Source organism: Dryocola clanedunensis, from assembly GCF_038405435.1.
Lineage (GTDB): Bacteria > Pseudomonadota > Gammaproteobacteria > Enterobacterales > Enterobacteriaceae > Dryocola > Dryocola clanedunensis_A.
In genome coordinates this window covers 155,623-180,662 of sequence record NZ_JBBYHZ010000001.1, presented here as the reverse complement: position 1 = coordinate 180,662, position 25,040 = coordinate 155,623, and the positions used below count along the sequence as shown (strand labels likewise).

The window sequence follows — 25,040 nt, the reverse complement described above, 5'->3', positions numbered from 1 at the left end:
GAGAAACAATGACCGGAACCGCACAGCCCCTTGATCCTCTTAGCCTGCCGCTGACGGGCGAGCGACTGATTGAAGCTTCTGCCGGAACCGGAAAAACATTTACCATCGCCGCGCTCTACCTGCGGCTGCTGCTGGGATTAGGGGGAAACGCCGCGTTTCCCCGCCCGCTCGGCGTAGAAGAGCTGCTGGTGGTCACCTTTACCGAAGCGGCCACGGAAGAACTTCGTGGCCGTATTCGTGCCAATATTCATGAGCTGTGCGTCGCCTGCGTGCGCAACCGAACTGATAATCCTCTTTTCAAAAGCCTGCTTGAACAAATCCCCGACCTTCACCAGGCCGCACAGATCCTGCGTCTGGCCGAGCAGCAGATGGATGAAGCCGCTATCTTCACCATCCACGGCTTCTGCCAGAGAATGCTCAGCCTGAACGCTTTTGAATCGGGCATGCTGTTTGAACAGCGGTTAATCGAAGACGAGTCCCTGCTGCGCCGCCATGCCTGTGCGGACTTCTGGCGTCGCCACTGCTACCCGCTGCCGAAGCCCGTGGCCCAGGCGATGAGCGAACAGTGGGCCGGGCCAGAAGAGCTGCTGCGGGATATCAACAGCTGGCTACAGGGTGAACAGCCTTCGCTGAAGCAGTCCCCGCCGGATAACGAAACGCTGATTGCCCGCCATGAAAAGATCGTCACGGCTATCGACAGCGTCAAAGCAGGCTGGCAGGCCGCGTCAGGTGAGATTGCCGCGATTATTGAGCAGTCCGGCGTCGACCGCCGCAGCTACAGCAGTAAAAACCTGCCTAACTGGCTTAGTCTGGTGGGCGAATGGGCGCAAACCGAAACCACAAGCTACCAGCTGCCGGACGCGCTAAGCCGTTTTTCCCAGGCGGTGCTGGAAGAGAAAACCAAAAAAGGCGAGGCGCCACGCCACCCGCTTTTCAGCGAAATTGCCGCGCTGCTGGCAGAGCCGCTCACGCTTCGTGACCTGGTGATTGCCCGCGCGATGGCGGAGATTCGCTTCATTGTGCAGCAGGAAAAGCGGCGACGCGGTGAGCTGGGCTTCGACGACATGCTAAGCCGTCTCGACGATGCGCTACACCAGCCGGGCGGCGATGCCCTGGCCGAAGCGATACGCGGCCGTTTTCCGGCGGCGATGATAGATGAATTTCAGGATACCGACCCGCAGCAGTACCGGATCTTCCGCCGCCTGTACATCAACCAGCCCGGAACCGCGCTGTTGTTGATCGGCGACCCCAAGCAGGCTATCTACGCCTTTCGCGGGGCGGACATCTTTACCTATATGAAAGCGCGGCATGAAGTGAGCGATCACTACACGCTGGATACCAACTGGCGCTCGTCTCCGGCGATGATTACCGGCGTTAACAGGCTGTTTGAACAGCTTGATAACCCCTTTCTTTTTCGTCAGATACCTTTCCTGTCGGTGAAATCAGCCCCGAAAAACAGCGGCCTGCGTTTTACGGTTAAAGGGCAGACCCAGGCGGCGATGTCGCTGTGGCTGCAGCCGGGAGAAGGCTGCGGAGTCAGTGATTACCAACAAGCCATGGCATTGCAGTGCGCGCAGCAGATCCGCGACTGGCTCGCTGCGGGACAGCGGGGCGATGCGCTGCTCTGGAAGGGAGAGAGCTCACGCCCGGTGCAGGCATCCGACATTACGATCCTCGTGCGCAGCCGCGGTGAAGCTTCGGTGATCCGTGACGCGCTGGGCGGTCTGAATATTCCTTCCGTGTACCTCTCTAACCGTGATTCCGTTTTCGCCACGCCGGAAGCGCGCGAAATGCTGTGGATTTTACAGGCGGTGCTGGCACCGGAAATAGAGTCGGCTTTGCGCAGCGCCATAGCGACCAGCGTGCTGGGCCTGGACGCCCGGCGTATAGAAGCGCTGAACGATGATGAGGAAGCCTGGGACCGGCTGGTCGAGGAGTTTTCGGGCTATCGGCAAATCTGGCTGCGTCGGGGAGTGATGCCGATGCTGCGAGCATTGATGTCAGCGCGGCAAATAGCGGAAAACCTGCTTGCTACGCCCGGCGGCGAAAGGCGATTAACCGATATTCTGCACATCAGCGAACTGTTGCAGGAGGCGGCGGCGAAAGCGGACAGCGAACACGCCCTGGTGCGCTGGCTTGCCCAGCAGGTTGCCGAGCCGGACAGCAACGCCGCAAGCCAGCAGCTGCGCCTGGAAAGCGACAAACACCTGGTGCAGGTGGTCACCATCCACAAATCGAAAGGGCTGGAGTATCCCCTCGTCTGGCTGCCGTTTATTGCTAATTTCCGGCCGCAGAATAACGGCCTGTATCACGACCGAACGACCTTTGCCTCGCTGCTGGACTTAAGCAACGACGAAGAGAGCCTGAGCCTTGCGGAAGAAGAGCGGCTGGCGGAGGATTTACGCCTGCTGTACGTGGCGCTGACGCGTTCGATATGGCATTGCAGCCTCGGCGTTGCGCCGCTGTTTCGGGGAACCCGCGCGAAAAAGGGGGCCAGCGACCTGCATATGGGCGCGCTGGGCTATCTGCTGCAAAAAGGCGAAGCGCAGGACGCCGCCGGGTTGCAGGCGTGTCTCGACGAACTGGCCTGCGAGGCCATCAGTATCAACTCGCTGCTGCCTGTTGACCCACAGCCCTGGCAGCCTGCGGCGCCGGAGCAGCCTGAACTGAGCGCGCGAATTATGCAGCGCCGCGTCTCTGACAGCTGGCGCGTCACCAGCTATTCCGGCCTGCAGCAGCACGGGCAGAGCCAGGCGCTGGATCTTATCCCGCGTCTGGACGTCGATGGTGCTGGCGTTGAACAGGAGCAAAGTGAGCCATCACTTACCCCGCACGCTTTCCCACGCGGTGCGGCGCCGGGCACATTTCTGCACAGCCTGTTTGAGGGCATCGATTTTACCCGCCCGCTGGACGATGAGTGGATAGCGCAGCAGCTGACGTTGCAGGGCTTTGGCGAGCAGTGGCAGCCGGTGCTCAGCGAATGGTTAGCGAAGATTTTAGAGGCGCCGCTTAATGAAACGGGCGTGTCGCTTAACCAGCTGGCAGCAACGGAAAAGCAGGTTGAGCTGGAGTTCTATCTGCCCATTGAAACCGACCTCCAGGCGGATCAGCTGGATAACCTGATTCGCCGTTATGACCCTCTTTCGGCGGGCTGCCCGCCTCTTAACTTCCGTCAGGTGCGTGGCATGCTGAAGGGCTTTATCGATCTGGTATTCCGCTGGCAGGGGCGCTACTACCTGCTGGACTACAAATCAAACTGGCTGGGGGAAGACAGCCAGGCCTATACCCAGGATGCCATGGCCGCTGCGATGCAATCCCATCGCTACGATCTGCAATATCAGCTCTATACCCTGGCGCTGCACCGCTATCTGCGCCACCGTATTCGCGACTATGACTATGAAAGCCATTTCGGAGGCGTGATTTATCTCTTCCTGCGCGGCGTGGAAGGTAACGGCTCTAGCCAGGGGATTTTCTCAACCCGCCCGGACGCTGGGTTAATTTCACAAATGGACGCGCTGTTCGCAGGCAGCAAGGAAGAGGTGACGCTATGAAAATGTCAGAGCTGCTGCAGCAGGCCGTGGACCTGAAGCTGCTGCGTCCGCTGGACGCACAGTTTGCCATGATGCTGGCAAACGACGACGAGCCGGGGGTCATGCTGGCCGCCGCTCTGGTCAGCCACGATGCGGGGGAAGGGCATGTCTGCCTGCCGCTGAGCCGCTTAAGCCCGGAACATTGTTTTGCCGGGCGGCAGCCTGAACTGGCCGGGCAGCTGTTTGCGATTGTCGGCGGGGCAGAGTGGGGCCCGACGCTGCTGGCCTCGGCTGCCGTCAGCGACGACGACGAGCCGACGCCGCTTAAGCTGATTGGTGAAAGGCTCTACCTTAACCGCATGTGGGGCAACGAGCAGGCCGTGGCGAAGTTTTTTGGCGCGCATAACAGGGCAATGACGGTTGATGAACAACAGCTGAAGGACGTGCTCAGCGGGCTCTTTGAAACAACGGCGGACACCGACTGGCAAAAGGTTGCGGCGGCGGTTGCGCTTACCCGAAGGATCTCCGTGATTTCCGGCGGGCCGGGCACCGGCAAAACCACTACGGTGGCAAAATTGCTTGCCGCGCTGGTCCAGCTCTCCGGGGATACGCCATTACGCATCCAGCTGTCGGCTCCGACAGGCAAAGCGGCCGCCCGTTTAACGGAGTCACTTGGGGCGGCGCTGCGCCGCCTGCCGCTGACGGACAAACAAAAAGAGGCGCTGCCGGACGATGCCTGTACGCTGCACCGCCTGCTGGGTGCGCAGCCAAACAGCCAGCGCCTGCGTTATCACGCCGGTAACCCCCTGCATCTGGATGTGCTGGTGGTCGATGAAGCCTCAATGGTGGATTTACCGATGATGGCGAAGGTCATTGAAGCCCTGCCGGAACATGGCCGCGTGATTTTCCTGGGGGACCGTGACCAGCTTGCATCCGTTGAGGCCGGGGCGGTGCTCGGGGACATCTGTCACTACGTCAGCTCGGGTTATTCCGCTGCCAGGGCGCAGGAGCTTAGCAGCATAACAGGGTATTCGCTCCCGCCGGGCGAGGGCGAGCATGCCAGCGCGCTGCGCGACGCGTTATGCCTGCTACAAAAGAGCTACCGTTTTGACAGCCAGTCCGGCATCGGCCAGCTTGCCTTTGCAGTAAACGCCAGCGATGCCCGCAGAGCACAGGAAACATTTACCCTCGATTATACCGATATCAGCAAGCGTCCCCTGCGCGAGAGCGAAGACTATGCGCTGATGATGGCGGATGCGGTCGAGGGCTACCGGGCTTATCTCGAACTTATCCGTCAGCAGGCTGCGCCGGAGCAAATTCTGCTGGCTTTCGGGCAGTATCAGCTGCTGTGCGCGCTGCGCGAAGGACCGTTTGGCGTAAGCGGGCTGAACGAGCGCATCGAACAGGCGCTGATCCAAAAGCGTCTTATCGCCCGTCCTGCACCTGCGCTATCGCGCTGGTATAACGGCCGCCCCATTATGATTTCCCGCAACGACAGCACGCTCGGGCTGTTCAATGGCGATATCGGCATTGCGCTGGAAAGCGAAGGGGGGCTGCGAGTCTGGTTTGCGATGCCGGACGGGACGGTTAAGTCCGTGCAGCCCAGCCGTCTGCCGGGCCACGACACCGCCTATGCTATGACGGTGCATAAATCCCAGGGGTCTGAGTTTGACCATGCGGCGCTGGTGCTGCCTAACCAGTTCACGCCGGTGGTGACGCGTGAGCTGGTCTATACCGCTATCACGCGCGCGCGCAGCCGCCTGTCCCTGTATGCCGACGATCGGGTGTTTGAGAAAGCGATTAAGACGCGCACGGAACGGCGCAGCGGGCTGATCGATATCTTTAAATGATTTCACCCTCGCCCCTCAGGGGAGAGGGGCGGGGTGAGAGGAGGATGCCTTACGCCAGGTCCGCCATCAGAATCTTGGAACGGCGCTGGTAGTTGTACATCTCTTTCTTGCTCTCCGGCAGCAAATCTACATCTACCGGCGTGAAGCCACGCTCCTGGAACCAGTGGATGCTGCGGGTGGTGAGCACGAACAGCTTGCTCAGCCCCATCTGCCGCGCCTGGGTTGCAATGCGCTGCAGCAGCACTTCGCCGCGCGACGAGCTGCGGTAGTCCGGATGAACCGCCACGCAGGCCATTTCGCCAATCCCTTCTTCCTGGAACGGGTAGAGCGCCGCACAGGCGATGGTCAGGTTATCCCGCTGGATTATTGTGAACTTATCGATTTCCATCTCCAGCTGCTCGCGGGAGCGGCGCACCAGAATACCCTGCTGCTCCAGCGGGCGAATTAATTCCAGAATGCCGCCGATATCGTTGATGGTCGCGCGGCGGATTTGCTCGGCGCTCTCCATCACAATCTGCGTGCCTATCCCGTCGCGGGAGAAGAGTTCCTGAAGCAGCGCCCCGTCTTCCTGGTAGCTGATCAGGTGGCTGCGACGCACGCCGCTGCGGCAGGCTTTTACCGCCCCGCGCAGGAAGCGGACGGTGCCGGAATGATAATCCCCGGCGCTTTCCAGCTCTTCAATACGCTTTTGGGCGTCGTTCGGGAACAGCTCGGAGATAATGTTTCCCGAATCGTCGATTACCCCCTGCGAGGAGCAGAAGCCAATCATCTTCTCGGCCTTCAGCTTCACCGCAAGCTGGGTGGCCACCTCTTCTGAAGTCAGGTTAAAGCTCTCACCGGTGACTGAAACCGCCACCGGCCCCAGCAGCACGATGGCGCCGTTATCCAGCTGCCGGTGAATGGCCTCTTCGTCGATGCGGCGAATACGCCCGCTGTGGCAGTAGTCTATACCGTCGTCCACGCCCAGCGGCTGGGCAATGATAAAGTTGCCGCTGACCACGTTGATATGCGCCCCCTGCAGCGGCGTATTGCCGAGGCTCATGGACAGGCGCGCGGTAATGTCCAGCTGCAAAAGACCCGCAGCCTGCTTCACCAGCTCCAGAGTTTTGGCATCCGTCACGCGGGTGTATTTATGGTAAATCGGCTCATGGTTGTGGGCGGCCAGATTGGCATCGATTTGCGGGCGGGCGCCATACACCACCACCAGGCGGATACCCAGGCTATGCAGCAGGCCAATATCGTTGACGATACTGGAAAAGTTCTCATGCTCGATGGCCTCGCCGCCCAGCATAATGACAAACGTTTTTCCCCGATGGGCATTTATATAGGGAACAGAATGGCGGAATCCCTGTACCAGTTCGGTTCTACGTTCCTTCACCACGGCAAACCCTCATTGCATGATTATTCGTTATTTGTGTATTTTTATTCTTTTCCTGGCCGGCGTGCAAGCAGCAATTTTGACAAAGTGAATATTTCTTCTTTACGTGACATCCCTATACGTTTGGGAATGTTTACCGATTTTAGGATGACAGTAAGGGCGTGATTCGCTAAAGTTTTCGCCTAAAAATTAGAAGCCATGATTCGTTATTCATCAAAAGCAGTCGTCCAGGAGAGGCATGTCAGATTCCAGTCCCCTTATTAGCCGCCGCCGTTTACTTCAGGGCGCGGGTGCCATGTGGTTGTTGAGCGTAAGCCAGGTAGGCCACGCCGCTTCAAGCCAGGTGGTTGCCGTGCGCGTCTGGCCGGCCTCGTCTTATACTCGCGTGACGGTGGAATCGAACAAGATGCTTAAGTATAAGCAGTTCGCTTTAAGCAATCCTGAGCGCGTGGTGGTGGATATCGAAGGGGTCAATCTGAACTCGGTGCTTAAGGGCGTGGGCAACCAGATCCGCGTTGACGATCCTTTTATTAAGTCAGCGCGCGTCGGGCAATTCGACCCAAATACCGTGCGTATGGTTTTTGAACTGAAACAAAATGTTACGCCGCACCTGTTTGCGCTGGCGCCGGTTGCTGAGTTTAAAGAGCGTCTGGTGATGGATCTCTACCCGGCAAATATGAATAGCGAGCAGGATCCGCTGCTGGCGCTGCTGGAAGATTACAACAACGGCGAGCTGGATAAGAAGATGCCTGCCGAGCAGGGGCCGAAGCCGGGCAAAGCTGGCCGCGACAGGCCGATTGTCATCATGCTCGATCCCGGACACGGCGGGGAAGATCCGGGTGCCATCGGGCCAAACAAAACGCGTGAAAAAGATATCGTGCTGAAAATCGCGCGGCGCCTGAAGGCGCTGATCGATAAAGAAGGCAATATGAAGGCCTACATGACGCGCAACGAGGATGTCTTTATCCCGTTAAAAGTCCGCGTAGCTAAAGCCCAGAAGCAGCGTGCCGACCTGTTCGTTTCAATTCATGCAGATGCGTTTACTTCAGGGGCCGCCCGCGGCTCGTCAGTTTTTGCACTCTCCACTAAAGGCGCGACCAGTACGGCAGCGAAATTCCTCGCCCAGACCCAGAACGCCGCGGACTTAATCGGCGGCGTGAGCAAGAGCGGGGATAAATATCTCGACCATACGATGTTCGATATGGTGCAGTCGCTGACCATCAACGACAGCCTGAAGTTTGGCAAAGAAGTGCTGAACAGGCTGGGCAAGGTCAACAAGCTGCATAAAAACAGCGTCGACCAGGCAGGGTTTGCGGTGCTCAAAGCCCCGGACATCCCGTCAATCCTTGTGGAAACGGCGTTTCTGAGCAACAGGGAAGAGGAGCGCAAGCTGCGCACGGCAACGTTCCAGCAGGAGGTAGCGGAGTCTATTCTGGCAGGGATTAAGGCGTATTTTGCGGATGGGGCGACGCTGGCACGGCGCGGATAGCGCGCCGTTTCGTTTTATTGCGGGAGCCTGACGAATTTCAGATACAAAAAAACACCCGTTAAGGTGTTTAATGTTGGTTGCGGGGGCCAGATTTGAACTGACGACCTTCGGGTTATGAGCCCGACGAGCTACCAGGCTGCTCCACCCCGCGTCCGATGACTGCTTTGTTTCCCAAATGGCTTTCACCATTGCGCGATATTCAGCGACTTAGTTGGTTGCGGGGGCCAGATTTGAACTGACGACCTTCGGGTTATGAGCCCGACGAGCTACCAGGCTGCTCCACCCCGCGTCCGGATACTTCCTTACTTTTAATGATTTTACGTCATTACGCAAGTAATCAGCGTTTTAATTGGTTGCGGGGGCCAGATTTGAACTGACGACCTTCGGGTTATGAGCCCGACGAGCTACCAGGCTGCTCCACCCCGCGTCCGTGGATGCGCACTATACTCTGCTGGACTTTTGATGCAACCCTTTTTTTAAAAAAATCCTTATTTATCACAGGTTGTTGAAAATTCCTGCTTTCTGCTCAGAATATACACATCGTGGTTTATGCTCAGGCGCAACGCATTTTAATCTGACGTCACGTTTGCTATCTTCCCGTGGCGAGTTACGGCATAAACCAGGTAGAGGCAGTGATGAAAGGACGTTGGACAAAATATGTAGTAACCGGTGTGATGGTCATGGCACTGGCGGCCTGTTCGTCAAAACCGACGGATAAAGGCCAGCAGTATAAAGATGGCAAGTTCACCCAGCCTTTCTCGCTGGTCAATCAGCCTGATGCGGTCGGTGCGCCTATTAATGGTGGCGACTTCGCAGAACAGGTGAATCAGATCCGCTCTGCTTCCCCAAGGCTCTATAACAGCAAAAGCGACGTTTATGGCGCGGTGCAGCAGTGGCTTCGCGCAGGCGGCGACACCCGCACCCTGAGCCAGTACGGACTTGATGCCTGGCAGATGGAAGGCGCGGACAACTACGGCAACGTGCAGTTCACCGGCTACTACACGCCGGTGGTACAGGCGCGCTATACCCGCCAGGGCGAGTTCCAGTATCCCATTTACCGTATGCCGCCAAAACGCGGCCGTCTGCCTTCCCGTGCCGAGATCTACCGCGGCGCGCTCAGCGACAGCTACATTATTGCCTACAGTAATTCCCTGATGGATAACTTCATCATGGATGTGCAGGGCAGCGGCTACATCGATTTCGGCGACGGTCGCCCGCTGACCTTCTTTGGCTACGCCGGGAAAAACGGCCACGCGTACCGCAGCATCGGCAAGGTGCTTATCGATCGCGGGGAAGTGAAGAAGGAAGATATGTCAATGCAGGCGATTCGCCACTGGGGTGAAACCCACAGCGAGGCCGAAGTGCAGGAGCTGCTGGAGCAGAACCCCTCTTTCGTCTTCTTCAAGCCTGCCAGCTACGCCCCGGTGAAAGGCGCAAGCGCCGTGCCGCTGATTGGCCGCGCGTCCGTTGCTTCTGACCGCTCAATCGTTCCTGCGGGCACGACCATTCTTGCAGAGGTCCCGCTGCTGGATAATAACGGCAAGTTCAACGGGCAGTACGAGCTGCGCGTAATGGTGGCGCTGGACGTTGGCGGCGCGATTAAAGGCCAGCACTTCGATATTTACCAGGGGATTGGTGCGGATGCCGGTCACCGCGCCGGATGGTACAACCACTACGGTCGCGTCTGGGTGCTGAAAAACGCTCCGGGTGCCGGTGGTAACGTCTTCAGCGGCTAACCGCCGTTTCCCTTCTTTGTCAGCAATCAACGCGGGCTGTATAATCAGCCCGCTGTTTCATGCAAAACTTCGTACCCCGCAAAGATCCACCCGAGGAAAACGTCATGTCTGTAGTTCTCTCCGATGCCTGGCTGCAACGCTTTGGCGGCACTGCTCGTCTGTACGGGCGCGATGCGCTGCAACTCTTTGCCGATGCGCATGTTTGCGTCATTGGTATTGGAGGCGTGGGCTCGTGGGCTGCAGAGGCGCTGGCCCGCACCGGGATCGGCGCGATTACCCTGATCGATATGGACGACGTGTGCGTAACCAACACTAACCGGCAGATCCACGCCCTGCGTGATAACGTCGGCCAGGCGAAAACAGAGGTGATGGCGGCGCGCATCCGTGAGATAAACCCGGAATGTCGCGTGACGGTGGTTGACGATTTTATAACGGCGGACAACGCCGCGCAGCTGCTGAGCCAGGGGTACAGCTATGTGATTGACGCTATCGACAGCGTGCGCCCGAAGGCGGCGCTGATCTCGTACTGCCGTCGCAACAAGATCCCGCTGGTCACGACGGGCGGCGCGGGCGGGCAAATCGATCCCACGCAGATCCAGGTGGCCGATCTCGCGAAAACAATTCAGGATCCGCTGGCGGCGAAGCTGCGCGAAAGGCTGAAGAGCGATTTTGGCGTGGTGAAGAACGGCAAAGGCAAGCTGGGCGTGGACTGCGTGTTTTCCACCGAGGCGCTGGTTTACCCGCAGGCAGACGGCTCAGTGTGTGCCGCGAAGAGCACGGCGGACGGCCCGAAACGGATGGATTGCGCGTCCGGCTTCGGTGCGGCGACCATGGTCACCGCCAGCTTTGGCTTTGTGGCGGTTTCCCACGTATTGAAGAAGATGATGGCGAAGGCGCGACGTATCGACGTTCAACAGGGTGGATAAGCGCCAGCGCCATCCTCCAGAAACTACGCGTTTGCCGCCTGTTTAACCGCATCGGCCAGCGCCGCAAGCCCGCTGCTGCGCGACGCGCTTAGCTGATTACGCAAACCCAGCTCATCAAACAGCGCCAGCGGGTCAGCATTCCGCAGCTCTTCCGGCGTTTTTCCCTCTATGGCCGTCAATAGTACGGCCAGCAAACCCCGCACGATGCGGCCCTCGCTGTCGCCATAGAAGTGCAGGGTGCCGTTTGCTTCGCGTTCATGACCAAGCCAGACGCGATTTTCGCAGCCGGCAATTTCTATCTCGTCGCGTTTTAAATCCCCGGGCAGGGCGGGCAGCTGTTTACCGAGCAGAATCAGCTGGCGGTATTTATCTTCCCACTGCTGGAGCGGCACGAATGTCGCCCGCAGCATTTCCGGGGTGATGGCGTGGCCAAACGGGTGGCCGGCTAAGAATCCACTTGTCATTTAATCCACCAGAATTGCCAGCGCGTGGTCGATGGCTTTCACCAGCGCATCCACGTCGCTTTGCGTGTTGTAAGGGGCAAAAGAGGCGCGCAGGGTGCCGCTTACCCCAAGGGCTGCGAGCAGCGGCTGGGCGCAGTGCTGGCCCGCGCGTAATGCGATGCCGGATTCGGCCAGCAGGGTGACCAGATCGCTGTGGTGCACGCCCGCAAAATCGAAGGCCAGCAGGCTTGAGTCCTGACAGCGGAAGCTGCGAAAGCCTGGGCGCTTAGCCAGCTCTGCTTCTGCAAGCGTCGCCAGCCCGCGGCTATAGGTTTCAGCTTCGGCAATATTAATCCCGGAAAGCCACTCCAGGGCCGCGCTCAGGCCAATCACGCCGGCAACGTTTGGCGTTCCCGCTTCAAAGCGATAAGGCACAGCCTGGGTTTTGAAGCCGTCAAACGAGACGTGGGTAATCATTTTGCCGCCGCCAAGCCACGGCGACATCTCTGCTAACAGGTCGGTTTTGCCGTACAGCGCGCCGATACCCGTTGGCCCGTACAGCTTGTGGGCGGAGAAAGCATAGAAGTCGATACCCAGCGCCTGAACGTCCGGCGGGGAGTGCACGACGCCCTGAGCACCATCCACCATGACCACTGCACCAGCGCTGTGGGCAAGGCCGACAGCCTTCGCCAGATCGGGACAGCCGCCCGTGACGTTCGACATCTGGCCAAGGGCGAGAATTTTGCTGCGTTCGTTCAGCAGCGAAGGAAGCTGGCTGAGATCGGGAAGATAATCTTTGCCAATCGGCAGCCTGACGATTTTAGCGCCGGTTTGCTCAGCCACCATCAGCCACGGCACAAAGTTGGCATGATGTTCCGCTTCGCTGACGATGATTTCATCGCCGGGTTGCAGGCGGGGGCGGGCATAGCACTGGGCTACAATATTAATCGCTTCGGTGGTGCCACGCGTCCAGACGATATCTTTGCCGGAAGGGGCGTTCAGCAGCGCTGCCACCGCGTCACGCGCCGCTTCGTAGCGGGCGGTAAGGCGCTGCGCCGTAGGAAACTGGCTGCGGTGTACGTTCCCTGCGCTGAGGCTGTAAAACTGCTGGCTGGCTTCAATCACCGGCTGGGGTTTTAACGCGGTCGCCGCGCTGTCGAGATAGACGCCCGCATCCGCCAGCGCCGGAAACTGGCTGCGAAAGGCGGCGGGATTAAATGCTTTCATGGTTATCCTCGTTTCTGTCCTTAGATCGTGGCGCATTTTTTAGGAACAAACAAGAAATGTGTAACCCTCGGAATTTTCTGCTTAACCTGGCAAAGTCACGAAAGAGAGTTATGCTAATTATTGTTAGGCTAAGGTTTCAGCCTGTAAGCATAAGAGCTTTAATTAGCATTAAAATCTACATACAAGGAGAAGAAGTATGAATAAGGCAGCCGCAATCGTATCTGCATGTCTGATGACTTTTACACTGGCAGCATGTTCCAGCCCAAACTACGTGATGCACACCAACGATGGTCGTACCATCGTGGCCGACGGTAAGCCTCAGACCGATGATGAAACCGGGATGATCAGCTACAAAGACGCCAACGGCAACAAGCAGCAGATCAACCGTACCGACGTGAAAGAGATGGTTGAGCTCGACCAGTAAAATTTGGGCAAAAAAAAGCACCGCTTCAGGCGGTGCTACATTAATCACTATGGACAGACAGGGTAAATGTACAGGAAGTGAAAAAGGGGTAGCTTAGCTACCGGGGTCTGGAATGCCAGACCAATTGCAAACACAACAACACAACATCACAACCGTAAGCCAAAAGCCCTCCGAAACACGCATTCCAGATAACTTTTCGTTCCGGCTCAGGAAGTGCCGCCACTATAGGTATTTGCTGGTGCATCCTCAACGGACAATTTATAATGGCTCAGATAAAAAAAACTAATAGGTTAATATAAATAACCTGTTTGTTAACAGCCATTAACATTTAAGCCTGTCAACTATGTCCAAGCGCTTGCCACCTCTGAATGCTTTACGCGTTTTTGATGCCGCCGCACGTCACCTGAGTTTTACCAAAGCGGCCGAAGAGTTATTCGTCACCCAGGCGGCAGTTAGCCACCAGATTAAGTCCTTAGAGGACTTTTTAGGGCTAAAACTGTTCCGTCGACGTAACCGTTCCCTGCTGTTAACCGAAGAAGGTCAGAGCTATTATCTCGATATTAAAGAGATTTTTTCTCAGCTCACCGAGGCCACGCGCAAGCTTCAGGCGCGAAGTGCAAAAGGCGCATTAACGGTAAGTTTATTGCCCAGTTTTGCCATTCACTGGCTGGTGCCTCGCCTCACAAGCTTTAACTCAGCTTATCCGGGAATCGACGTTCGTATCCAGGCCGTGGACCGTCAGGAAGATAAACTTTCTGACGACGTGGACGTGGCGATTTTCTACGGTCGCGGTAACTGGCCGGGGCTGAGGGTCGAAAAACTGTATGCCGAATACCTGCTGCCGGTTTGCTCGCCAATGCTGCTTACGGGGGACAGGCCAATCAAAACGCCGGAAGACCTTGCGCAACATACTTTATTGCACGATGCCTCGCGTCGGGACTGGCAGACATATACTCGCCAGCTGGGCGTAAGCCATATCAATGTGCAGCAGGGGCCGATATTCAGCCACAGCGCGATGGTGCTACAGGCCGCGATTCACGGGCAGGGCATTGCGCTGGCGAACAACGTGATGGCGCAAACCGAAATTGAAGCCGGGCGTCTGGTCTGTCCGTTTAATGACGTACTGGTGAGTAAAAATGCCTTTTATCTGGTTTGTCATGACAGTCAGGCAGAACTCGGTAAAATAGCGGCATTCCGGCAGTGGATCCTGGCAAAAGCCGCCAGCGAACAAGAGAAATTCCGCTTCCGCTACGATCAATAATGCATACGATGCGCGGTAGTGCACCGCGCCCTACTTTTAGGGTTACACAATGACCAGCCGTTTCATGCTGATTTTTACCGCGATTAGCGGATTTATCTTCGTTGCGCTCGGTGCCTTTGGGGCCCATGTGTTAAGCAAGTCTCTCGGCGTGACGGAGATGGGATGGATTCATACCGGCCTTCAATATCAGGCGTTTCACACGCTGGCTATATTCGGCCTCGCGGTGGCCATGCAGCGCCGCATTAGCATCTGGTTTTACTGGAGCAGCCTGTTTATGGCGCTCGGTACCGTACTCTTCAGCGGCAGCCTTTACTGCCTGGCGCTGTCGCATTTACGCCTGTGGGCGTTTGTTACACCGGTCGGTGGCGTCTGTTTCCTCGCCGGTTGGATATTGATGTTGATTGGTGCAATGCGCCTGAAACGTAAGGGCGTAAGCCATGAATAACAAAGTGATTTTGTACTGCCGCCAGGGCTTCGAGAAAGAGTGCGCGGCAGAAATTACCGATAAAGCCGGTCAGCGCGGCGTTTACGGTTTTGCCCGGGTTAAAGATAACAGCGGCTATGTTGTTTTCGAATGCTACCAGATGGAAGATGCCGATAAGCTGGCCCGCGAGCTGCCGTTTAGCGATCTGATCTTTGCCCGCCAGATGATCGTCGCCGGTGAGCTGCTAAAAGATCTTCCTCCGGAAGATCGTATTACGCCGATCACCGGCATGCTGCAGGGCGTGGTAGAGAAGGGCGGCGATCTGCGCGTTGAAGTGGCGGATACCAACGAGAGCAAAGAGCTGATGAAATTCTGCCGTAAGCTCACGGTACCGCTGCGTTCCAGCCTGCGCGAAGCGGGCGTGCTGACCAACTATGAAACGCCGAAGCGTCCGGTTGTTCACGTGTTCTTTATTGCGCCGGGCTGTTGCTACACGGGGTATTCTTATACCAACAATAACTCCCCATGGTATATGGGCATTCCGCGTCTGAAATTCCCTTCCGATGCGCCAAGCCGCTCAACGCTCAAGCTGGAAGAAGCTTTCCATGTGTTCATTCCCGCCGATGAGTGGGACGAGCGTCTGGCAAACGGCATGTACGCGGTGGATCTGGGGGCCTGCCCCGGCGGCTGGACCTATCAGCTCGTGCAGCGCAACATGTGGGTCTCTTCTGTGGATAACGGCCCAATGGCGCAGAGCCTGATGGATACCGGACAGGTGACCTGGCTGCGTGAAGACGGTTTTAAATATAAGCCAACGCGTAGCAACATTTCGTGGATGGTCTGCGACATGGTCGAGAAACCGGCGAAGGTCGCCAGCCTGATGGCAACGTGGCTGGTCAACGGCTGGTGCCGGGAAACCATCTTCAACCTTAAGCTGCCGATGAAAAAGCGTTACGAAGAAGTCTCTCAGAACCTCGCGCAGATCCGTGAGAAGCTGGAAGAAAACGGCATCAGCGCACAAATCCAGGCGCGCCAGCTCTATCATGACCGCGAAGAAGTGACCGTGCACGTGCGCCGCATGTGGGCTGCCGTTGGTGGCCGTCGCGACGAACGTTAGAATTGACCCTCTCCCTGAAAGGAGAGGAGTAAGGAAACTCGATCCGATCCCCTCGCCCCTTTGGGGAGAGGGTTAGGGTGAGGGGGAATTTCCCGCCAATCTTAACTGCTGCAAATTCCCCTCCAGGTTCAAATCCGTCTGCAATCTGGCTACCTGGCGGCAGATAAACGCGCTCTCTCTGTGCTGCTCCAGCTTCCTGCGCCATTTCTCCGGCACTTCATCAAGCCTTTCATAAAGCGCTTCGAGCGTTGAAAACTGATTAATCAGCTGGGTCGCGCTTTTTGGGCCGATGCCCGCCACTCCCGGGATCTTGCTGCTGCTTATCCCCGCCAGCCCCCAGAAGTCCGGCAGCTGTTCCGGCAGCACGCCGTATTCTTTGTCAATGAACGGCGCATCCAGCCAGCGCTTCTGGAAATAATCTCTGATCTGAATTGTCGGTGCCAGCAGCTGGCAGAAGCCCTTATCCGTGGAAACGATGGTGGCCTGGTGCCCGCTGACGGCGAGCTTTGCGGCAAGCGTTGCTGCTAAATCATCCGCTTCATTACCCGGCGAGTGCCAGCAGGCCACCCCACGGCGGATAAAGGCTTCCCTTATGGCGGGCATTTCCTGCTCCAGGGACTCAGGCATGGGGGCACGGCCCGCTTTGTAGTCCGGCAAAACCTGGTGGCGCCAGCCGTCTCGCCTGTCCTCGTCGTCAAAGACCGCCACGGCGTGGGTCGGCTGGCTGTGGCTGATGAGCTGACCGAGAGCATGCAGGCAGGTATCGGTACACGGCGAATCCTGCACCGCGTGGATACGGCGGATGAGGTTCAGGGCGTCAACGATAAGTAGATGAATGCTCATGATTTTTTTACCAGAAAAATGATCTGCGCCCACTTTAACATTTCGCGGCGGCCGGGGCGAACCCGTGAATTCAATTCGGGAAAGCGCCTCGCAAAAAAATGATTCCGCAATCGCCAGGAAAAGGCATTGCTTATTAATTTGGTTGCTATGTATATTTTATCGGAATAAAAAAACAGAGATAACTAAATGAGCAAGAGCAGCCACCTCGCAGACCGTATCCAGAACCTACAGCCTTCCGCCATTCGTGAATTGTTGAAGCACAGCAAAATGCCCGGCGTCATCTCCCTTGCAGGCGGCATTCCCTCCAGCGAGCTGTTCGATAAAGAAGGGCTGGCGCAGGCCACGCAGATCGTGGTGGAGCAGAATTTTAACGATGCGTTTCAGTACGGATTAACGGAAGGGAACGTCGAGCTGCGCCAGCAGCTTGTTGGCCTTTGCCAGGAGCGCGGTATTACGACCACGCCCGAGCAGATGCTGATCACCTCCGGCTCCCAGCAGGCGCTTGATTTATTAATTCGGGCGCTGGCAAACCCTGGCGACGTGTTCGTTGTTGAACGTCCGACCTATCTCGCCACGCTGCAGATCCTGAGCCTTACGGAAGCGACCGTTAAGTCAGTTGGCGGTGACGAACACGGCATGATTGTGGACGAGCTGGAAGCCCTGCTTAAAACAACCCGTATTAAAGGTGTTTACCTGGTGCCGACATTCGGCAACCCAAGTGGTACAACGCTGAGCGCTGAGCGCCGCGAAAAGCTGGTTAAGCTGGCTATCGAGTATGATTTCGTCATTATTGAAGATGACCCGTATGGCGCCATCAGCTTCACCGAAAACCGCGAGAAGACTCTCTTCCAGGTGGCGGCGGAAATGGGCAATCACGAAAACGTCGTGTATACCTCGACCTTCTCCAAAATTCTGGCGCCTGGCCTGCGCGTGGGCTGGATCCTGATGCCGGACTGGATGAAGCATAAAGTGGCGATTATCAAACAGGCTACCGATCTGCACGCCAACTCCTTTAGCCAGTCGCTGGTGTCGGCTTATCTGTCGCTGAACCGACTGAATCCGCAGATTGCCCTGATTCGTGAAGCCTATAAGCAGAAATGCCTGAGCCTGTCACGCTACCTGCATGATGAGCTGGGCGACCACATCAGCTTTAACCAGCCGCAGGGCGGCATGTTCCTGTGGGCGAAATTCCGCTACGATTTCGACACCACGAAGTGGCTGGAGCAGACGCTGGCGAAAGGCGTGGTTTACGTTCCCGGGGAGTTCTTCTTCAGCGACAATGCCGATAAGAAAACGCTGCGTTTCTCTTATGCGACGGCGTCGGACGAGCAGCTTTTTGAAGCGGTGCAGCGCCTTAAATCGGCGCTTTGATCCCACAAACTGACAACTTTTTGTAGGTCGGATAAGCTTGCGTCATCCGACACAGGCTTATCCCCAACATAACTAAAAAGGAGCCTTTCGGCTCCTTTTGTTTAGTGATGCTGTACTTCCTGGACTAAGGCTTTTTCTTTCACCTTGCCGCCCACTCGCCGGGAGTAGATTGCGGTAATGATAGGTACCAGAATCGCCGTCACGATGACGCTTGCGGCCACCAGTGCCGTAGCCGATGCGGCGACCGGCTCAAACGCCGGGTTAATCTGCGCGATAATCACCGGGTTTGCCACTGCGGCACCCGCAGCAGACGAAGCTGCAATGCCTGCCGTACCGTTGCCGCCGCCGATAAATTTGTCCGCCAGAATCAGCGGGATGCCCGTCACGACGATAACGGCTACGCCCAGCATAATGCCCAGCAGGCCGGTATCCATAATCACGTTCAGATTGATGGTATTGCCCAGCGCGAAGCCGAAGAACGGAATCAGCGTCGGCGTTGCTTTGCTGAAGAAGGCGCGGAAATCATGGTCCAGGTTACCGAGTGTGAAACCGATCAGGAACGGCAGAACGGCCCCGATAAAGTGGTGCGGTTCGAAGGAGGCGAGGCCAGCAGAACCAAGAATAACCATGGTCATCAGCGGGCCGGATTCCAGAGACATCAGGACAAAGGCGCCCGACTCTTCTTTGGTGCCATACTGGTTCATCAGGCTGGCGTACAGGCCGCCGTTCGTCATATCCATCGCGGAAACCAGCGCCAGTACGGAAAGGCCAGCGAACATCCCTGTCTGGATGCCTTCATCTGGAATAAAGGAGGCGGCAATCATCGCCACCACCCACGCAACGGCAATCTTAGTGATTACCAGCGTCCCGGACTTGCGCAGCACAGTGCCGGTAGCGCGCAGATCGATGGAGGCACCAATGCAGAAGAACCAGACGGCCAGGATCGGCACCGTGCCGCTGATCATTCCTTTGGTGAATGATCCGAAGTAAGCCCCGGTCTGCGGTGCGAAGGTATTGAGCATGGCCCCTAATAACAGTGGGATCAGCATCATACCGCCCGGAATACGTTCAATCGTGGCTTTGATTTTCATTTAAATACTCTCCATTCTTTTTTATCCCTGCGGCGTCAGCCGAAAAAGGGATGCAGAGGTCCGCAATAAAAAGTTTTTCTTTTTATTGAGTTAGCTAAATTTCGCCTGAGTGGCTTACGGGCCGCTCCTGTTTCGCTGCTGTGAAAGACTCTTAAGCTGGGTAACCGTGCTCCAACAGAAACTTTATGGCTGGTACTATCTATTGATTGGAATTATGATTCAATGAAAATGAAACGATATTTCAATTTGGATCACATTATTTCGCCGGGGCCGCTGCTAAACTATTTAGTAAGTCAGTTAAATGTAAATTTTGTGTAATTAACTTGAGTATTTAATTCGGGTTTAATGAGGAGAAGTCATGGATATTCGTCAAAGCATTCACAGCGATCATGCTAAAACGCTCGATACGGCAGGCCTGCGCAAAGAGTTTCTGGTCGAGACCATTTTTACCGCCGATGCGTACACCATGACCTACAGCCATATCGACCGCATTATTGTGGGCGGTGTGATGCCGGTGACACGTTCCGTGAGCGTAGGGGGAGAAGTTGGCAAGCAGCTGGGCGTGAGCTATTTCCTGGAGCGCCGCGAGCTGGGCGTAATTAACATTGGCGGGCCGGGGACGATTACCGTTGATGGCACCTGCTATGAAATTGGCCATCGCGATGCTTTATATGTCGGGAAAGGCGCGAAAGAGGTGGTGTTTGAAAGCGTGGACGCTGCTAAACCTGCGCGCTTCTACTATAACTGCGCGCCAGCCCATACGACTTACCCGACGAAGCGCGTGACGCCTGCTGACGTATCGCCAGTTTCGCTGGGCGAAGACGTTACCAGCAACCGCCGTACCATCAACAAATACTTTGTGCCGGACGTGCTGGAAACCTGCCAGCTGAGCATGGGTCTCACCGAACTGGCACCGGGCAACCTGTGGAACACCATGCCGTGCCACACCCACGAACGCCGTATGGAAGTCTATTTCTATTTCGGTCTGGAAGAGAACAGCTGCGTATTCCATATGATGGGCCAGCCGCAGGAGACGCGTCACATTGTGGTGCAGAACGAGCAGGCGGTGATTTCACCAAGCTGGTCGATTCACTCCGGTGTGGGAACCAGGGCGTATACGTTTATCTGGGGAATGGTGGGCGAGAACCAGGTATTTGATGATATGGACCACGTGAAGGTGGGGGATTTGCGCTAGTTCTTACCCTCACCCCGGCCCTCTCCCTGAAAGGGAGAGGGAGCAGAAACTGGATGGCCTCTCTCTGAAAGGGGAGAGGGAGCAGAAACTGAATGGCCTCTCTCTGAAAGGGAGACGGGCCAGGCACTCGATCCAGTTCCCTCGCCCCTTTGGGGAGAGGGTTAGGGTGAGGGGCCTTATTAATCGCAGGAAACTTTCATCGCCAGCCCGCCACGAGAGGTCTCCCGGTATTTGGCGTTCATGTCTTTGCCCGTTTCGTACATTGTCTCAATAACTTTATCCAGGCTAACCCGTGGCTCGCTGGTGCGGCGCATAGCCATACGCGCGGCGTTGACCGCCTTCACGGCCGCAATCGCGTTACGCTCGATGCATGGCACCTGAACCTGTCCCGCAACCGGGTCACATGTCAGCCCCAGGTTGTGCTCCATGCCGATTTCCGCCGCGATGCAAACCTGCGCCGGGCTGCCGCCCAGTAGTTCCGCAAGGCCAGCCGCCGCCATGGAACAGGCCACGCCGACTTCACCCTGACAGCCTACTTCCGCCCCGGAAATCGAGGCGTTCATCTTATAAAGTGAGCCAATGGCCCCGGCGGCCAGGAAGTAGCGCGCGCAGGAGTTAGCATTCACTTCACGGATAAACTTGTCGTAGTAGGCCAGTACCGCAGGAACAATACCACATGCGCCGTTGGTTGGCGCGGTGACGACACGGCCACCGGCTGCGTTCTCTTCGTTGACCGCCAGCGCGAACATGTTGATCCAGTCAACAACCGCCATGGGATCTGAGTTGTTCTTGTCGCTGCTTACCAGCATTCTGCGCAGTGCCGCTGCCCGGCGAGGAACGCGCATTTTTCCCGGAAGAACACCTTCGGTGGTGATGCCGCGCTCGATGCCGCTGCACATAACGTTCCACACGTTCGCGAAGTGCGCGTCTATTTCCGCCTGCGTGTGCATCGCACGTTCGTTCTGCATCATCAGCCCGGACAGGGAAAGTCCCGTCTCGTCGCAATGTTTGCGCAGGTCGACTGCGTTTTTATACGGGTAGGGAACCGACACCTTTTGCGTATCTTCCACGCCAAAATGCGCTTCATCTACGATAAAGCCGCCGCCGATAGAGTAGTAAGTCTGGCTATAAAGAACCGTATCGCCAGCGACTGCCGTGATACGCATGCCGTTCTCGTGCAGCGACAGGTTGTCGGTATGGAAATTCATGCAGCTATCAACCGGGAACTCAACTTCGTGCGCGCCGTTGGCCAGCAGCAGGCGGCTGTGGGTATTCACATCCTGGATAAAATGCGGGATGGAATCGATATCTACCGTGTCCGGCAGATTACCCGCCAGTCCCATAATAATGGCGATATCGGTGTGGTGGCCCTTGCCGGTCAGCGACAGGGAACCATAAACATCAACAATTACGCGGGTGACATCGTGCAAAATCCCTTGCGCGATTAAGTCATCAGCGAACTGTTTACCGGCCTTCATCGGGCCGACGGTATGCGAGCTGGAAGGCCCGATGCCGATTTTAAAAATGTCGAATACGCTAATCATGATGCGTCCATTGCGTGAGTGACTTGAAGAGGGGGAAGAACCGCCCGCAGAGAGCAGGCGGTTTAGGGCTATTAGCCGAACAGAGAGTAGAAGATTGCAGAGATAGCAATCAGGCCCATGACCACAACGAACACGTTGCTGATGTGGCCGCTGTATTTGCGCATGGCCGGGACTTTCTGAATCGCGTACATCGGCATCAGGAACAGGATCATGGCGATAACCGGGCCGCCCAGGGTTTCAATCATCCCCAGAATACTTGGGTTCAGCGTCGCCACAATCCAGGTGGTGACCAGCATGAAGATCGCGGTGATGCGGTTCAGCTTGTTGATCTCAATGCTTTTGCCTTTGCCGCGCAGCGATTTGATAATCAGACCGTTGAAGCCTTCACGGGCGCCTAAGTAGTGGCCGAGGAAGGATTTGGTGATCGCTACCATCGCGATGATGGGGGCCATCCAGGCGATAACCGGCGCGTTAAAGTGGTTCGCCAGGTAAGACAGGATGGAGATGTTCTGCGCTTTCGCTTCTGCCAGGTTAGCAGGAGACAGGCTCAGCACGCAGCTGAACACGAAGAACATAACGGTCAGCACCATCATGATGTGTGCGAATGCCAGGATGCGGGAACATTTTTTCTCAGCGCCATCGCCGTACTCTTCACGCTTGGCTACCGCGAAGGAAGAGATGATCGGTGAGTGGTTGAAGGAGAAGACCATGACCGGAATTGCCAGCCACAGGGTCATCCACAGGCCGCTGCCGGTTGCCGGGGTGCTGCTGAAGGAGAGCGTGTCGAACACCGCACCGGTCCAGTTAGGGATCAGGTACAGGGCCAGCAGCATCAGCGCGATAACGAACGGGAACACCAGGATACTCATCGCCTTAACGATCATCTGCTCGCCGAAACGAACGATGGTCATCATGCCGACAATAAGGATCAGGGACAGGATGAAACGCGGCGGTGACACCATACCCAGCTGGTGGGTGATGAAGCTGTCCACGGTATTGGTGATGGCCACGCTGTAAACCAGCAGAATTGGGTAGATAGCGAAGAAGTAGAGCAGGGTAATGATTTTACCCGCGCCAACGCCGAAGTGCTCTTCAACAACTTCGGTGATGTCTTCGCCCGGATTCTTACCGGACAGCACGAAGCGGGTCAGGCCGCGGTGGGCAAAGTAGGTCATCGGGAACGCAAGGACGGCCATAATCAGCAGCGGGATCAGGCCGCCAACGCCAGCGTTAATTGGTAAGAACAGCACGCCAGCGCCGATTGCGGTGCCGTACAGGCCGAGCATCCACATGGTGTCCGATTTGCGCCAGGAACTTTTTGTCTCGACAGAGGCAATACTGCCGGTTTGTGTGGTATCCATCAACTTCTCCAGAAGGAACTTATTGTGCGAAATTTCAGTCAATGACGAGGTTTTTCGTTTGACTGTTGAAACTAAATTCTGTGCCAGGGCGTTTTTCTAGTAATTTTGACCCGTAACTATTGGCGGGCGGAAAGATACATTTATGTTATCAATCTATCAGTGATCGCGATCCCAAATGCAAGAATCCACTACTAACGTAATGGTTGCTGGTATTTCATCCTGGATGAGATTGGCCTCGCCAAATTTAAGCGCGCAAAGACTATCATTTGCCATAGATGCGATAAATTAAACGGCATTAAATACATGGCTTTGAACTGTAAAAAACTGCATTAGCAGCGTTTTCTGGAGGGAATTGCTTAAAAGTCGTGATGATTAACGGCGGAATGGGCTACGCAATCGGTTGGCTATATAAGATTGTTGAATGAAAGGAGGGGCGACGTAGCCGTCGCCCCTGGGGCTGTCAGGTGCAGATTTCGTAGCAGGGGATGTAGGCGCTGCCCGGCAGCTTCATACGGTGCTGGGCGACAAAGCCCTGCAGCAAATCGTCCATGCGTTTCATCATCTGCGCATCGCCGTGGATTTTGTACGGGCCGTATTTCTCGATGGCGTGAATGCCACCTTCTTTGACGTTACCCGCGACAATGCCCGAGAAGGCCCTGCGCAGCGAGGCGGCCAGCTCTTCTGCTGGCCGATCGGGATAGAGTTTGAGGTTCGCCATGTTTTCATGGGTTGGCTCAAACGGCATTTGCAGCTCCGGCGCGATACGAATCGACCAGTTGAAGCTGTAGGCATCGCCGGTTTCGCGACGGTACTCTTTCACCTGCGGCATCGCTTTTTTCATCAGGCGCGCCACTTCCGGCGCATCATCGATAATGATTTTGTAATGGCGGCGGGCCTGCTCGCCCACGGTGTTGACGATAAACTCGTCCAGCACCCGGAAGTAGTCCGCGCTCTCTTTCGGGCCGGTCAGGATCAGCGGCAGCACCTGGTCGTGGTTATGTGGGTTCATCAGAATGCCCAGCAGATAAAGCAGCTCTTCAGCCGTACCCACGCCGCCCGGGAAGATAATGATGCCGTGGGCGATACGGACAAACGCTTCGAGGCGTTTTTCGATATCCGGCATGATAATCAGCTCGTTAACCAGCGGGTTAGGCGGCTCGGCGGCAATAATAGAGGGTTCGGTCAGACCGATGAAACGGCCTTCTCTGAAGCGCTGTTGCGCCTGGCCTACGGCTGCCCCCTTCATTGGCGCTTCCATGGCGCCGGGGCCACAGCCCGTACAGATGTTCAGTTCGCGCAGGCCCAGCTGGGTGCCGACCCGACGGGCATACAGATATTCGTTTTCGTTGATGGAGTGGCCGCCCCAGCAGACGACGAGGTTTGGCGCTTCGCCGACGTGCAGCGCGCGGGCGTTACGCAGAATAGAGAACACCATGTTGGTGATATTGGCGGGCTCTTCCAGGTCGAGATTCTGGAAGCGCCCGGAGCTGGATAGCTGGCCGTTAACAAACAGGATGTCGCGGAGCACCGCGAACAGGTTAGCCTGCAGAGCGCGGATGATACGGCCATCGACAAAGGCCTCTTCCGGCGGGTTGATCAGCTCCAGTTTGACGCCGCGTTCACGGCGCAACACGTTGATATCAAAGTTTTCGTAGCGTGAGAGAAGCTCTTTACTGCTGTCGGTCTGGCTTCCTGAGTTAAGTACGGCAAGTGAACAGTTACGGAACAGTTGGTAAATGTCGCTGCTGGCCGTGCGTTTAAGCATATCGACTTCCAGCTGCGACAGCATATCCATAGAGCCAAGCGGGCTAATATGTGTAATCAAGTTAA

Annotated in this window: 19 protein-coding genes and 3 tRNA genes; 11 read left to right on the top strand and 11 right to left on the bottom strand. The window is 56.5% G+C overall.

What is annotated here, in order from left to right; translation table 11 throughout:
• Nucleotides 1–8: 8 nt before the first annotated feature.
• The gene (gene recB, locus AAE045_RS00815; protein WP_455546067.1) at nt 9–3,551 is read left to right on the top strand and encodes an exodeoxyribonuclease V subunit beta; all 3,543 of its coding nucleotides are present in this window, start codon (nt 9–11) and stop codon (nt 3,549–3,551) included.
• Nucleotides 3,548–5,380 carry an exodeoxyribonuclease V subunit alpha gene (gene recD, locus AAE045_RS00810; protein WP_455546066.1) on the top strand — a complete coding sequence of 611 codons (1,833 nt, stop codon included), beginning with the start codon at nt 3,548–3,550 and terminating at the stop codon, nt 5,378–5,380. Before recB ends, recD begins: the two co-directional genes overlap by 4 nt.
• A 49-nt stretch (nt 5,381–5,429) precedes the next feature.
• Here recD and argA read toward each other — a convergent pair whose 3' ends face one another.
• Nucleotides 5,430–6,761, bottom strand: a complete 1,332-nt coding sequence (gene argA, locus AAE045_RS00805) for an amino-acid N-acetyltransferase (RefSeq protein WP_455546065.1) — start codon at nt 6,759–6,761, stop codon at nt 5,430–5,432.
• Between the two features lie 235 nt (nt 6,762–6,996).
• Here argA and amiC point away from each other — a divergent pair, with 235 nt between their 5' ends.
• Entirely contained in the window at nt 6,997–8,247 is a 1,251-nt protein-coding gene (amiC, locus tag AAE045_RS00800) for an N-acetylmuramoyl-L-alanine amidase AmiC (protein ID WP_455546064.1), read from the top strand.
• Between the two features lie 74 nt (nt 8,248–8,321).
• On the opposite strand, the gene AAE045_RS00795 is transcribed toward amiC, so the two are convergent.
• From AAE045_RS00795 to AAE045_RS00785, 3 genes are all read right to left on the bottom strand, one after another.
• Nucleotides 8,322–8,398, bottom strand: a tRNA-Met gene (locus AAE045_RS00795).
• Nucleotides 8,399–8,459: 61 nt separating this feature from the next.
• A tRNA-Met gene (locus AAE045_RS00790) sits at nt 8,460–8,536 on the bottom strand.
• A 61-nt stretch (nt 8,537–8,597) separates the two neighbouring features.
• Nucleotides 8,598–8,674, bottom strand: a tRNA-Met gene (locus AAE045_RS00785).
• A 208-nt stretch (nt 8,675–8,882) separates the two neighbouring features.
• On the opposite strand from AAE045_RS00785, the gene mltA reads away from it, so the two are divergent.
• Both mltA and tcdA read left to right on the top strand, forming a co-directional pair.
• Nucleotides 8,883–9,983, top strand: coding sequence for a murein transglycosylase A (gene mltA, locus AAE045_RS00780; RefSeq protein ID WP_455546566.1), 1,101 nt, complete (start codon nt 8,883–8,885; stop codon nt 9,981–9,983).
• 104 nt (nt 9,984–10,087) lie between these two features.
• Nucleotides 10,088–10,909: a tRNA cyclic N6-threonylcarbamoyladenosine(37) synthase TcdA gene (gene tcdA, locus AAE045_RS00775; protein ID WP_455546063.1), complete on the top strand. Its 822-nt coding sequence runs from the start codon at nt 10,088–10,090 to the stop codon at nt 10,907–10,909.
• Between the two features lie 23 nt (nt 10,910–10,932).
• Here tcdA and csdE read toward each other — a convergent pair whose 3' ends face one another.
• Both csdE and csdA read right to left on the bottom strand, forming a co-directional pair.
• On the bottom strand, nt 10,933–11,373 hold the full coding sequence (gene csdE, locus AAE045_RS00770; protein WP_455546062.1) for a cysteine desulfurase sulfur acceptor subunit CsdE: 441 nt from the start codon (nt 11,371–11,373) through the stop codon (nt 10,933–10,935).
• Complete coding sequence (csdA, locus tag AAE045_RS00765) at nt 11,374–12,579, bottom strand: cysteine desulfurase CsdA (RefSeq protein ID WP_455546061.1); 1,206 nt, start codon at nt 12,577–12,579, stop codon at nt 11,374–11,376.
• Nucleotides 12,580–12,775: 196 nt separating this feature from the next.
• Here csdA and AAE045_RS00760 point away from each other — a divergent pair, with 196 nt between their 5' ends.
• From AAE045_RS00760 to rlmM, 4 genes are all read left to right on the top strand, one after another.
• Nucleotides 12,776–13,003, top strand: coding sequence for a YgdI/YgdR family lipoprotein (locus AAE045_RS00760; protein ID WP_455546060.1), 228 nt, complete (start codon nt 12,776–12,778; stop codon nt 13,001–13,003).
• A 343-nt stretch (nt 13,004–13,346) separates the two neighbouring features.
• Nucleotides 13,347–14,264, top strand: coding sequence for a transcriptional regulator GcvA (gene gcvA / locus AAE045_RS00755; RefSeq protein WP_455425573.1), 918 nt, complete (start codon nt 13,347–13,349; stop codon nt 14,262–14,264).
• Nucleotides 14,265–14,313: 49 nt separating this feature from the next.
• The gene (locus AAE045_RS00750; RefSeq protein WP_455546059.1) at nt 14,314–14,709 is read left to right on the top strand and encodes a DUF423 domain-containing protein; all 396 of its coding nucleotides are present in this window, start codon (nt 14,314–14,316) and stop codon (nt 14,707–14,709) included.
• Entirely contained in the window at nt 14,702–15,805 is a 1,104-nt protein-coding gene (rlmM, locus tag AAE045_RS00745; RefSeq protein WP_455425571.1) for a 23S rRNA (cytidine(2498)-2'-O)-methyltransferase RlmM, read from the top strand. The genes AAE045_RS00750 and rlmM overlap by 8 nt, the downstream gene beginning before the upstream one ends.
• Nucleotides 15,806–15,877: 72 nt before the next feature.
• On the opposite strand, the gene xni is transcribed toward rlmM, so the two are convergent.
• Nucleotides 15,878–16,648: a flap endonuclease Xni gene (gene xni / locus AAE045_RS00740; protein ID WP_455546058.1), complete on the bottom strand. Its 771-nt coding sequence runs from the start codon at nt 16,646–16,648 to the stop codon at nt 15,878–15,880.
• 186 nt (nt 16,649–16,834) lie between these two features.
• Between xni and AAE045_RS00735 the strand changes: the two genes are divergently transcribed.
• The gene (locus AAE045_RS00735; RefSeq protein WP_455546057.1) at nt 16,835–18,019 is read left to right on the top strand and encodes an aminotransferase-like domain-containing protein; all 1,185 of its coding nucleotides are present in this window, start codon (nt 16,835–16,837) and stop codon (nt 18,017–18,019) included.
• 101 nt (nt 18,020–18,120) lie between these two features.
• On the opposite strand, the gene kdgT is transcribed toward AAE045_RS00735, so the two are convergent.
• Nucleotides 18,121–19,110 (bottom strand): 2-keto-3-deoxygluconate transporter, encoded by a 990-nt coding sequence (gene kdgT, locus AAE045_RS00730; RefSeq protein ID WP_455546056.1) that lies wholly within the window; start codon nt 19,108–19,110, stop codon nt 18,121–18,123.
• A 358-nt stretch (nt 19,111–19,468) separates the two neighbouring features.
• Here kdgT and kduI point away from each other — a divergent pair, with 358 nt between their 5' ends.
• Entirely contained in the window at nt 19,469–20,305 is an 837-nt protein-coding gene (kduI, locus tag AAE045_RS00725; protein ID WP_455546055.1) for a 5-dehydro-4-deoxy-D-glucuronate isomerase, read from the top strand.
• Nucleotides 20,306–20,484: 179 nt separating this feature from the next.
• On the opposite strand, the gene AAE045_RS00720 is transcribed toward kduI, so the two are convergent.
• From AAE045_RS00720 to ppnN, 3 genes are all read right to left on the bottom strand, one after another.
• Nucleotides 20,485–21,849 (bottom strand): L-serine ammonia-lyase, encoded by a 1,365-nt coding sequence (locus tag AAE045_RS00720; RefSeq protein ID WP_455546054.1) that lies wholly within the window; start codon nt 21,847–21,849, stop codon nt 20,485–20,487.
• A gap of 71 nt (nt 21,850–21,920) precedes the next feature.
• Nucleotides 21,921–23,210, bottom strand: a complete 1,290-nt coding sequence (locus AAE045_RS00715) for an HAAAP family serine/threonine permease (protein WP_455425565.1) — start codon at nt 23,208–23,210, stop codon at nt 21,921–21,923.
• Nucleotides 23,211–23,670: 460 nt separating this feature from the next.
• The gene (ppnN, locus tag AAE045_RS00710) at nt 23,671–25,035 is read right to left on the bottom strand and encodes a nucleotide 5'-monophosphate nucleosidase PpnN (RefSeq protein ID WP_455546053.1); all 1,365 of its coding nucleotides are present in this window, start codon (nt 25,033–25,035) and stop codon (nt 23,671–23,673) included.
• Between the last annotated feature and the right edge of the window lie 5 nt (nt 25,036–25,040).